The 11,279-nt window shown below is 71.2% G+C and carries 10 protein-coding genes; all 10 read right to left on the minus strand.

Annotated elements, in window-relative coordinates; translation table 11 throughout:
- Positions 1 to 6: 6 nt before the first annotated feature.
- The 10 genes from OG504_RS35890 to OG504_RS35935 all read right to left on the minus strand — a co-directional run bounded on the left by OG504_RS35890 (position 7) and on the right by OG504_RS35935 (position 11,213).
- The gene (locus OG504_RS35890; RefSeq protein WP_405993511.1) at positions 7 to 1,104 is read right to left on the minus strand and encodes an ATP-binding protein; all 1,098 of its coding nucleotides are present in this window, start codon (positions 1,102 to 1,104) and stop codon (positions 7 to 9) included.
- Between the two features lie 361 nt (positions 1,105 to 1,465).
- On the minus strand, positions 1,466 to 2,494 hold the full coding sequence (locus tag OG504_RS35895) for an SDR family oxidoreductase (protein ID WP_405993512.1): 1,029 nt from the start codon (positions 2,492 to 2,494) through the stop codon (positions 1,466 to 1,468).
- Positions 2,495 to 2,550: 56 nt separating this feature from the next.
- Positions 2,551 to 3,810 carry a beta-ketoacyl-[acyl-carrier-protein] synthase family protein gene (locus tag OG504_RS35900; RefSeq protein WP_405993513.1) on the minus strand — a complete coding sequence of 420 codons (1,260 nt, stop codon included), beginning with the start codon at positions 3,808 to 3,810 and terminating at the stop codon, positions 2,551 to 2,553.
- Positions 3,807 to 4,112, minus strand: coding sequence for an acyl carrier protein (locus tag OG504_RS35905; protein WP_405993514.1), 306 nt, complete (start codon positions 4,110 to 4,112; stop codon positions 3,807 to 3,809). Before OG504_RS35905 ends, OG504_RS35900 begins: the two co-directional genes overlap by 4 nt.
- Before the next feature lie 49 nt (positions 4,113 to 4,161).
- The gene (locus tag OG504_RS35910; RefSeq protein ID WP_405993515.1) at positions 4,162 to 5,421 is read right to left on the minus strand and encodes an aspartate aminotransferase family protein; all 1,260 of its coding nucleotides are present in this window, start codon (positions 5,419 to 5,421) and stop codon (positions 4,162 to 4,164) included.
- Complete coding sequence (locus tag OG504_RS35915; protein WP_405993516.1) at positions 5,418 to 5,933, minus strand: type II toxin-antitoxin system RatA family toxin; 516 nt, start codon at positions 5,931 to 5,933, stop codon at positions 5,418 to 5,420. Before OG504_RS35915 ends, OG504_RS35910 begins: the two co-directional genes overlap by 4 nt.
- On the minus strand, positions 5,921 to 7,141 hold the full coding sequence (locus tag OG504_RS35920; RefSeq protein WP_405993517.1) for a GNAT family N-acetyltransferase: 1,221 nt from the start codon (positions 7,139 to 7,141) through the stop codon (positions 5,921 to 5,923). Before OG504_RS35920 ends, OG504_RS35915 begins: the two co-directional genes overlap by 13 nt.
- Before the next feature lie 35 nt (positions 7,142 to 7,176).
- Positions 7,177 to 8,313 carry an acyl-CoA dehydrogenase gene (locus OG504_RS35925; protein WP_405993518.1) on the minus strand — a complete coding sequence of 379 codons (1,137 nt, stop codon included), beginning with the start codon at positions 8,311 to 8,313 and terminating at the stop codon, positions 7,177 to 7,179.
- Positions 8,314 to 8,515: 202 nt separating this feature from the next.
- Positions 8,516 to 9,760, minus strand: coding sequence for a cytochrome P450 (locus OG504_RS35930; RefSeq protein WP_405993519.1), 1,245 nt, complete (start codon positions 9,758 to 9,760; stop codon positions 8,516 to 8,518).
- Positions 9,761 to 9,941: 181 nt separating this feature from the next.
- The gene (locus tag OG504_RS35935; protein ID WP_405993520.1) at positions 9,942 to 11,213 is read right to left on the minus strand and encodes a cytochrome P450; all 1,272 of its coding nucleotides are present in this window, start codon (positions 11,211 to 11,213) and stop codon (positions 9,942 to 9,944) included.
- Positions 11,214 to 11,279 lie beyond the last annotated feature (66 nt).

Below are 11,279 nucleotides of genomic sequence, written 5' to 3' on the forward strand. Positions count from 1 at the left end.
CTGTACTCATGCGTTTTCGGACCCTCCGGGCGTCTGGGTGTCGAAGGAGGCCGTGTCACGCGCGGACTGCGTACCGCGCTGCAGGGCCGCCAGGCTGCCGGAGCCGCGGCGGGCACTGCGGCGGGGCGCCTGCTCGCCACCCGTGGTGACACCGGTGGGCGAGGTACGGGAGCCACGCTTCGGCAGGCCGCCCGCCGTACGCGCCGACCGTCCGGTGTCCATCGGCCGGATGCTGCTCACGGGCGCCTCGGTGGCGGGCGGCAGGGTCTCCTCCATGGTCCACAGCTCCTCGGGCAGGAGGACGACGGCGCGCACGCCGCCGTATCGGGAGACACCGGTGACATCCACCGTGAAGCCGTGCTGACGGGCGATCAGTCCGATGACGGGGAAGCCGAACTTCGGCTGGGTGCCCAGCTGGGACAGCCGGGGGAGGCCCTCCCCGGACAGCTGCGCGCTCGCCCGCTGCCGGTCCTCGTCGCCCATGCCGACGCCGGCGTCGTCGATGACGATGCAGAGGTTCTTCTGGGCCTGGCGGAACGTGACCTCGATCGGTGCGTCCGCCTGGGAGAAGCTGGCGGCGTTGTCGAGGAGTTCGGCGACGGCCAGGGCGACCGGCGCGACCGCGGAGGCCTTCAGCGCGATGCCGCTGGGCTGCATGATCTCGACCCGCTGGAAGTTGCGGATCTGGCTCTGGGCGCTGCGGACGACGTCGTAGACGCTGGCGGGCTGGTTGCGGCGGCCCAGCGGCGCGCCGCACATGACGGCGATGCCCTGTGCCTTGCGGGCCATCTGGGCGTTGGCGTGGGTGATGTCCATCAGGTCGGAGAGGACCGCGTGGCCGCCGTACTCGCGCTGGACCCCGTCCAGCAGCGTGGTCTGCTCGGCCGCGAGGCTCTGCAGGAAACGGGCGGCGCCCTTGAGGACCGCCTTGGTGTTCTCCTCGGCGGCCTGTCCCGCCTCGCGGATGACATCGTCCTGCTCGTCCCGCATCTTCACCAAGGCGGCCTGAGCGCGGTCGAGTTCACCCTGGGCATACCGCAGCCGCGCTTCGAGCGCGGCCTCGGATTCCTTCTTCCTCCTCCCCAGGGCTCTGCTGCGGAGCATGAGTGCGACGACCGCGGCTATGGCTATCACCGCTATCGCAACCAGGCACCAAAGAAGCACGTCTTGAGTCATGGAAACCTTTCCCGGCGCGTGGCATGCAGGCGTCGTCGAGTACGCCTTGCAGGGATCCGCAACCCGTCCAGGGGACTGCATGACTGATCTACGCGAGGAGATGAGTACGTTCGGGCTCAGGGCCTGAACAAAAGTGGATCAAGGTCGCAGACGGCGGAATGCTATCACCGTCAACCGTGGTCCCAGAGGTCACTCCATCGGGTTAACACGGAGTCAACATGTGCGCTCCGTAAGGGGTGTTGACCGTGTCGACATGCCGATGTCCCGGACGCCGTGCGGAGAGGCCCTCTCACGTCGCGAGCAGAGTCCACGGATTCGGCTGAGCCAGCGCCAGCCGCGGTTTGCGCGCGGCCCAGTGGCGTACCGCCGTCTCCATGACCGCCCCCGGATCGTGGACCGTTCGCGTGGGTTCGAAGGGGGAGGACATGCTGGTGTAGCTCTGGAACATGGCCAGCAGCTGGACCGCGTGATGCTGGAACGGGGACAGGTACTGGTTCGCGAGGGGAAGGAAGAACCGGTTCCAGGTGTCGGGCGGGACGAACGGCGGCTGCTCGATGCCGGCGACGCCGTGCCGCGCGCGGAACTCGTTGAGGGTCCGGCACGCGATGCCGATCATCTCGGCGAGGCGCAGACTCCCGCCGCCGCCCGCGACCACCTCGACGCGCGGAGCGGCCGGAGGCGCGGCCAGCACCGCCGCAGCGACCGCCTCCGCCACATCGTCGACGGGACTGATCTCCGCGTAGCCGTCCGGGTCGCCGACGACGACCGCGGCGAGGCCGGAGACCAGCGCGTGGATGATCGTGTACGGCCCGGAGAAGCGGGCGATCCGCCCGTCGTCGCGCCGGCCCACGATCAGCGGTGGCCGCACGATCGTCAGCGGCCCCGCGTGCTCCTCCCGCACCAGCGACTCGCAGGCCGCCTTCGACCACTCGTAGCCGTTGCGGTATCCCTCGAACTCCGGGCCCCGCAGGTCCTCCGGGGCCCGCGCCCCCGCCACGTACGCCGTCGAGACATGGACGACATGGGTGTCCGCGTCGGCCAGCGCGAGCACCGCCCGCAGCGGGTCCACGTTGGCCGCCACGGCCTCCGCCCTGTTCATCGTCCAGCGGGTGGAGGCGGCGGTGTGGACGATCGCGTCCCAGTGTCCCGACAGTTCCGCCGGTGGCGGCTCGCTCCCGATGTTCCAGGCCGTCACCGTCGCGTCCGGCGCCCGTCTGGCCACCTGGGTGAGTGACCCGGGACGGGAGGGGTCCGCCCGCAGCCGGTCGACGACTTCGGTGCCCACCACACCGGTGGCGCCGGTGACAAGGGTTCGCATGGTGTTGGCCGTTCCGTGAGTCGAGTGGGGAGCAGGGAGCTTTCAGCGGTCGCCGGTCACGTCGGTGGCGTCAGGACCAGGCACGCGTTCTGCCCACCGAAACCGAAGGAGTTGGAGAGCACGGGCCCGGGTGCGATCGTGCGGCGCCTGCCGATCACCACGTCCACCAGGTCGGCCTCCGGGCTGCCGAGCGTGTTCGCGATCGCCGGGACCACACCCCGCTCGGCGCAGAGCAGGCCCAGCAACGCCTCCAACGCGCCTGATCCGCCGATGAGATGACCGCTCACGCCCTTGACGGCGGTCAGCGGCGGTGACTGTCCCGCGAAGCACCGGTGGACCGCGGTCGCCTCCGACCTGTCGTTGAGCACCGTCGACGTGCCGTGCGCGCTGATGTGCCCGATGTCGGCCGGCGCGAGCCCCGCGTCCGCGACGGCCAGCCGCATGCACTCGGCCGCCGTGGCCGCCTCGGGGTCCGGCGCGGCGATGTGGAAGGCGTCGCAGTTCGCGGCGTAGCCGGTGATCTCGCCGTAGATCCTGGCTCCCCTGGCCAGGGCCAGATCGCGTCGCTCCAGGACGAGTACGGCGGCGCCCTCGCCCATGACGAAGCCGTCGCGGTCGGTGTCGAAGGGGCGGCTGGCCCGGTCCGGTTCGTCGCAACGCCGGGACAGGGCCCGCATCTTGGCGAAGGCGCCCACGATGGTGGTCGTGACGGGCGCGTCGACGCCGCCCGCCACGACGGCGTCCAACTCGCCGTACCGGATACGGCGGGCGGCCTCGCCGATGGCGGTGGTGCCGCTCGCGCAGGCGGTGGCGTAGGTGGCGCAGTTGCCGCGGAAGCCGTAACGCATCGCCACCCGGCAGGCCGCCGAGTTCGCCATGGTCCGGGGGACGGTGTGCACCGGCATCGCCATCGGGTTCGCGCCGTGGTCGAACGTGGTGCCCTCCATCGTCCCCAGCCCACCCATCCCCGTACCGACCTGGACCCCCACCCGCGAGGACGACAGGTCGGCGAGGGCCAACTCGCCCGCGTCGGACACCGCGTCCACGGCGGCGCAGAGCAACAGCTCGGCAGCACGGTCGAGTTGACGCCGCTCCCGCCGGGTGATGTACGGCTCGATGTCGAACTCCGGCACCAGGCAGGCCATTTCGACAGCGACCTCGGGCTCCGCCTCCACCAGATGCTTGGCTACGGAGGCTGTCGACTCGGCGGCGAGCAGCCGCGCATACGCCGCCTCGACGTCGTTGCCCGCGGGCGACCTGACCCCGAGGCCCGTGACGACGACCCGGGTCCGCGCGGAGGAGGAAGTGCCGCTCATACGGACTCCGTCAGGCGTCGCTCCAGAAGGTCGACGGCGTCGCCGACGGTCCTGGCCTCCACGAGGTCGGAGATCTGGATCTTGACCCGCAGGACGTTCTCCAGCCGGGCGCCGACATCCATCAACTCCAGGCTGTCGATGCCGAAGTCGTTGCCGAGATCGGTCGTCTCGTCGATGTCGTCCACCTCGGTGCCGAGGACGTCCGACACCGCCGTCCTGACGGTGAGGGACAGCTCCGCCCGGCCGAGCACCGGTGCGTCCTGGTCTTCCAGATCCATGTCCTTCAGATCCATGCGGTCCATATGTGTCTCTTTCCTCTGCGCTGTGGGGGAGTTGGCGACGTGCGGAGCCCTACGGCCGGTCACTCGGCGTGCCGTGCCGTGCCGCCACGCCGATCGCCGTGTCGAGGATGTCGGCCGCCTCCGCGATGTCCGCCTCGGTGCTGACCAGCGGCGGCAGCAGCCGTACGGTGCCCGGGCGGCCCAGGCACGGCGACACCAGCAGTCCCGCGCCGGCCAGCTCGATCACCACCGAGCCGGCCACCCCGGAACTGGTGAAGTCGATACCGCGCAGCAGGCTCCTGCCGCGGATCCCGGCGATCAACTCGCCGTGCCTCCCCGCGAGTTCGGCCATGGCGCTGTCCAGCGCGGCGGCGAGTCGCCCGCCGTGTTCGGCCGCCCCCTCGATCGCGGTGAGCGCGGCGGGCAGCGCCGCGCAGCTGAGCGGGTGGCCGCCGAAGGTCGCCGAGTGGAGGAACGGGTCGGCGCTCAGCGGGGCGTACAACTCCTCGGAACAGACCAGCGCCGACAGCGGTACGACTCCTCCGCCCAGCGGCTTGCCCACCAGCACGGCGTCGACGGGCAGCCCGGCCGCGAGTGCGACGGAACGCTCCCCGCAGCGGCGCAGCCCGCACTGGATCTCGTCGGCGATGGTGAACGTGCCGTAGCGCGCCGCGTCGGCACACCACTGGCGCAGGACCTCGACGGACAGCACGGCCGCGCCGTTCTCGCCCTGGACGGGTTCGAAGACGACCGCGGCGACCTCCCCGCCCCTGACCTCGCGCAGGACGGCGCCGGGGTCGTCGGCCGGGACGTGGACGACGTCGACGGCTGTGCCCAGCAGCCCCCGCCGGTACAGCGGACTGTGGGTGAGCGCGAGCGCGCCGAGCGACTTGCCGTGGAAGCCGCCCTGCACCGCCACGACCCTGCCGCGTCCGGTGGCGAGGCGCGCGAGTTTGACGGCGACCTCGACGGCGTCGGCGCCGTTGAGCCCGAAGTACACCTTGGGCAGGGCCTGTTGGAAGTACTCCGCGAGGTGCGACGCTGCGCCGGCTGCCGTGGGGTTGGCGAGGCTGCGGGTCGAGGTGGGCATCGTGTCGAGCTGTTCGCGTACGGCCGCGAGCACGTCCGGGTGCCGGTGGCCGAGCAGGGTGACGGCGTACGAACCGAAGTCGAGCGCCGTACGCCCGTCGGACAGCGTCACCCGGCAGCCGTCGCCGGACACCTCGGTCGCGCCCCGGCCCGCGAACGAACCGGTCAGGGCGAGCCGGGGGGAGAGGTGACGCCGGATCAGGTCGAAGGTGTCGGAGGGGGCACCGATTGCTGTGGTCATACGAGGTCGGGTTCCTCTTCGGCTTCACGGATGGGAGGCAGGACGCTCACCGGGGAGCTCAACTGGGCGTCGGCGCCCAGCAGTCGGCGTTCCAGCGCCGACAGCATCTGGGCGGCGTTCTCCCGCAGGGCGTCCGCCGCGACCGGGTTGAGCAGGTCGGCCAGGAGCGGGATGCCGATGTCGAAGGTGACGTCCAGGGAGACCGTGCTGTGCCCGCCGGGCGCGGGCCGTACGGCCCAGTGGCCCACGAACTCGCCCAGGTCGCCGGTGACTTGGCGGAAGTCGAAGCGCCGGGCGACCGGGTCGAGGACCTCGTCCTCGGTCCACTGGAGCACGGATCCCTTCAGCCGTACCGCCCAGGCGCTCGTCCGGTGCCGGTCGTCGCTCTGCCGGGTGATCGTGACGGAGTCCACGCTGTCCATGCACGCGGGGAAGGCCTCCACGTCCACGACGGCGGCCCACGCGGTCTCCGGCGGTACGGCGATGGGGAGTTCGACCTCTACTCGGGGCATGCGGAGGGGGCACCTTCCTGGTCGGGGCGGCTCGGGGGACGCGTGGCCCGCGCGGGCACATGCGGGCCGAGCGCCTGGGTCCGTGCCGCCGCGAGGGCGGCGGGCAGCAGCCGGCGCAGCACCGCGCGCGGCAGCGGACGCAGATGAGTGATCGCGTACGACTGCTGGACCAGCCGGCAGCCGAACTCGATCTTCGGGGTGTACGCGGTCTGCGCGAAGCGGATGTGGCGGCAGCCCGCGTCGAGGGCCAGGCGGATCGCCGCGTAGTGCACGTTGTGGTAGAGCCGTGCCTCGTGCGCCAGTGTGTAGTCGAGGCCGATGCGTGCGCCGGTGGCGCCGGAGCCGCTGAACAGGCAGAGCAGGAAGGCGACGAGACGGTCGCCGTGTTCGCCGTCGAAGCAGGCCACGAGCTGTCGGTCCGGTCCGGGGGAGGCCGCGAGGGCGGTGAGGAAGCCGGTGTCGAGGACGTCGAGCCGCTGGTCCGCCCGGTCCATGACCTGCCGGTAGAGGCCGAGCATCTGCGGTACGAGCGGGCGGAAGTCCTCGACGGTCTCCATCCGCAGTCCCGGGTGGGCGGCGAACCTACGGAGGTTGCTGCGCGCGTTGCGCCGTGGTTTGGCGGGGAGTTGCTCGATGTGTGCGTCGAACGAGGCTGCGGACAGCGGGAGTTCGGTGTCGGGCATGCTCTGCGCGGGGAAGAAGCCCGCCGAACCGAGGGCGGTGCGCAGCGGGTTGAGACCGGCCGGGGTGAAGTCCTTGAAGACCACGGTGCCGAGGCGTTCGGCCCGCGCGAACCGGAGCACACCGTCGACCAGCGATCGGCTGACCTCGTCGCTGAGCGGCCCGGCGCTGAGGACATGGCCCTGGCCGAGGAAGTTGCCGCAGAAGAGCATCGGCACCCGCAGCAGGCCGGGCGTCACCTTCCTTACAGGGGAGAGGAGTTGGCGCTCGCGCGGGCCGACGATGTCGTCGAGACGCAGGTTCCGGAAGAGCGCCAGGGGCAGTACGGCCTCGGTGCGCGGGCCCCTGCGGACCACCAGGTAGGCGTAGCCGTCGGGGCCGATGGCGCCGGCCTCCATGGCCTCGAAGACGGTACGGGACCACAACGGGTCGTGGGGCGGGGCGAGTTCGCGCCAGACCGACTCCGGCAGGAAGTCGATCGAGCGCAGCACCTCGACCCGGCAGGCGGTGTCGGCGGCGGGCTCCATGGGCAGCCCGCTCCTGTTCGTCGTCAGCACCGCGCTCAGCCGATCCGCAGGGGGGCGCCGTTCAGGAACTCCCGCAGCGGGGCGCCCATACGGGACCGGGACGGCGGGTGGAACGTGAGCCCGGTGGCGGCGGAGGCGAGGTACGTGCTGTCCGGCGCCGTGATGAACGCCATCCCGCCGAGCGCCGCCTGGCAGGCCGTGGTGGTGCGGGCGATGGCGTCCTGCGCCGCGTAGCGGGCCGACAGGGCGTCGACGAGCAGCGCCTCGCTCCACGCCTCCGTGTCCATGGCCCGGGCCACCGACTCGACGCCGAGCATCGCGGCCTCGATGTCGACCAGGAAGGGCGTCGGGTCCTGCGGGCCGCCCGCCTTGTCGAGGACCCGCTCGACGAGGGCGCTGGCGACCCCGATGTACCCGGCGGTCAGCAGGAGTTCGAACCACAGGAAGCCGGCGATGTTCAGCTCGTCGGGGACGGCGTCGGCGGTGACCTGGGTGAACACCACCATCGCGGGGTCGAGTTCGACGTCGGTCAGCACGACCTGGTCGCTCTCGGCGCCCGCGAGGACCGGCGAGCTCCAGAACGGCCGTACCTCAAGTCCCGGTGAGCCGACGGGAATCAGGGCGACGGCGAGCCGGTCGACCCCGTCCTCGTCCTTCATCATCACGGACGCGGTCAGCAGGTCCATCGAACGGGACAGGCTGCACGGCATCTTGCTGCCGTTCAGCACGATGGTCCCGCTGTCCGTGCGGCGGGCGGTGATGTGCGGGCCCAGGATGTTCTGGCCGGTGTTGCCCTCGGCGAAGCCGGACGCGAGCAACAGCCCTTCCTTGGCGATGGCTTCGAGCAGCAGGCCTTCCGCGCCGCTGCCGTTGCCGTACGCGGCGGCCTGCACGAGTCCCGCGATCGAGAAGTGGTGCATGGTCGTCGCCACCGCGAGCGAGGGACAGCGCGAGCCGACGGCACGCTGCACCCGTACGGCCTGGAGCGGTCCGGCGCCGAGACCCGCGTTCTCGGTGGGCACCAGCAGGGCGGGGCCGCCCGCCGTGCGGAACTCGGCGATGGCGGGGCTCGGTGCGCTCTCCAACTCGGCCAGCGGGCGGCGGGCCAGCGCCGCGTCCAGACCTGGCAACAGGGCTTCTACGGCGGCGCGTTCGTGGTGCAGGAACTTCACGGGGGTGCCTCTCGTCCGGCGGGGGCGGGGGCCGGTGGGGTGGATGGCCGGGGCGGGGGTGGGGGGTGTGCGGGGTGCGGGTGGGTGGGGGCTGGTCGCGCCCGCGCGGCGGAGCCGCAAATTGGAACAGCCTCGCGCCCCTTAGGGGATTGGGGTGGGGGGAACTGGAGGGTGAGGACGCATCCGGGTGGCGGGACGGGCGTCAGGGCTTTGTCGTCAGCGGCAGTTCCTCGAAGGACCGCAGGCTGATGGACTCGCGGCGGCGGGGTGGGCCGGACGCGGTCAAGGACGGGAAGCGTCTCGGGAGTTGCTCGAGGAGTTCGGCGGCCTCCACGCGGGCGAGCGCCGCGCCCAGGCAGTAGTGGAGTCCCGCGCTGAAGCCGAGCACCTTGATGTCGTCGCGCCGGATGTCGAACGTGTCGGGGTCCGCATGGCGTTCGGGGTCGCGGTTGGCGGCGGCCAGCACGGTGGTCACATTGGCGCCCTCGGGGACGGTCACACCGGCCACGTCGACGGGCCCGGCGGCGATGCGCTCGGTCATCTGCACCGGAGTGTCCCAGCGCAGGCTCTCCTCCACTGCCTGCCCGGCCAGTTCGGGTCCGCTCACGAGCAGGTCCCACTGGTCCCGGTGAGCCAGCAGCGCGTGCACCGCGAGCCCGAGGAGCCCGGCGGTGGTCTCGAAACCGGCGATCAGGACGAGCACGAGGATGTCGACGAGTTCGGTCTCGGAGAGCCGGCCGTCGTCGGTGTCCCGTACCGCCAGCAGGATCGAGGTGAGGTCGTCGGCGGGCCGGGCCCTGCGCAGGGCGATGAGGCCGGTGAAGTACGCACGGAGCGCCACGACGGCCCGGTCGGCGCGCTCCCAGTCCTCGGGGGAGCGGACGGGTTCGAGCAGCCGCCCGGCGTCCTGCCCCAGCCCGTGGAACTGCCGCTGTTCCTCGACGGGCACCCCGATGAGATGGCCTACGACGGTGACGGGCAGCGGATAGCCCACCAGTTCCTGGAAGTCGGCGCTGCCGCCGTCCGAGGTGGCGTCGGCGAAGTCGTCGAGCAGGCGCGCGGTGATGTCCCGCACGGTGTGCCGCAGCCCGGCGACCCGGCGCGCGCTGAACGCGCCGCCGACGAGCCGCCGTAGCCGCGCGTGGTCCGTGCCGTTGCTGCGCAGCAGCGAGGAGTAGAAGAATTCCGCGCTCGGCCGGTCACGCCAGTCGGGTACCTCGCGCGCGCACCAGTCGAGATCGGGCACCAGGAATTCGGGATCGGTGAGGACGGACTGACAGTCCGTGAATCGCGTCAGGAAATACGTGTTGAATCCGGAGTGGTAATAGACGGGTTCGGTCCGCCGTAACTCCGAGAGTGCGGGGTAGGGATTCACCCTGCCCTCCGGGGTGAACATCGAGAACAACAGTGTTTCCGGATCCACCTGGGCCTCTCCGGTCCTTTTCATCTCTTCCTTTTCGTCGCTTCCTTGTGGAGGAGAGAAAAGAAATGCTTCGATATGCGGCCTATTAGTGCATTGCAGCTTAACTATCCCCTCAAGCGCACTCTGAGTGTTCTGTCTGCTTGTGTGCGGTTTGGGTGGCAATGCGTGCCCGTAACGAAGGAGGTGGGGAACGACAGTGCGAATATCAGCCGAACGCGACGGGCAGTTCCTCGTAACCGCGCAGCATGAATCCGTACCGCCGGACAGGCTCCCCGGCGAGGCGCAGCCCGGGGAAGCGCCGCAGCAGCGCGGGCAGCGCGACGCTCGCCTCCAGCCTGGCGAGCGGGGCGCCCAGACAGAAGTGGGCGCCGCCGCCGAAGGCCAGCGGCTGGGGGCCGGTGCGCAGAGGGTCGAACTCCGCCGGGCGGTCGTAGCGTCTCGGGTCGCGGTTGGCGGCCCCGAGGAACACCAGGGCGACCGTGCCGAGCGGCGCGGGTACCCCGCCGACGTCGAGCCCTTCGCGGAGCGGCACCCGGGCCGCGTACTGGACGGAGGCCTCCAGGCGCAGCACTTCATCGGTGAATCCGAGGGCGGGGATCCCGCCGCCGCGCAACCCGTCCGCCGCCAGGGGGTGTTGGAAGGCGAGGGCGAGGGCGTTGCCGAGCAGATGGGAGGTCGTCTCGAAACCGGACACGAGAAGCAGGACGAACATGGACAGCATCTCGTGCTCGCTGAGCCGGGGGTCCGTCCCCGCGGCTGCCGCGGCCAGCGCGCTCACCAGGTCGTCCCGTGGATCCGCGCGGCGCCGGACGGCCAACTCCGAGAAGTACTCGACGAGTTCGGCCGCCGCGGTGTCGGCCGTCCGTACGACCTCGGGGGGCGTGACGATCTCCAGCGAACGGGTGAGGGCGGACGCGGGGGCGCGGAACCTGTGCCGGTCCTCCTTCGGTACGCCCATCAGCTCGCAGATCACACTCATCGGCAGCCGGGAGGCGAAGGCCTCCATGAAGTCGAGGGTGCCGGAGGGGTGCGCGCGGTCTGCCGTCTCGTCGAGCAGGTCGTCCACCGCCGCCGCGATCAGCGGTTCGAGCGCGGGGATCCTGCGGGCCGCGAAGAACGACGCGACCAGGGCCCTGAGACGGGTGTGCTGGGGTGGGTCGGTCTCCAGGAGGGAGGCGCTGACGATCCGCTTCGACAGATGCCCGGTGAGTCCGGGACCGGGGCCGGTCGGTTCGTACGTCTCGCTGCTCAGGATCCCGAAGGCGCGGTCGCGCGTCAGCCGCTCCGCCTCCTGGTAGCCGGTCACCAGCAGGGTGCCGTCGTCGGTCGGCAGGACGGGGCCCAGCGCCCGGGCCCGCTCGAACAGCGGAAAAGGGTCGGCCGATCCCTCATCGCTGAGCAGGCTTTCGAGGATCGCGGTGGCCGTGGCCGTGGCGGTTGTGGCTTTGGCGGCGGTGTTCTTGGCCCGATGCGTCATGAATTCCTTCCCGGAGGCCGGAACTGTCCGACCGGCATCTGTCCGCCACTATCCATGTGTCGGCCG

The sequence above is a fragment of the Streptomyces sp. NBC_00986 genome (assembly GCF_045162565.1).
GTDB lineage: Bacteria > Actinomycetota > Actinomycetes > Streptomycetales > Streptomycetaceae > Streptomyces.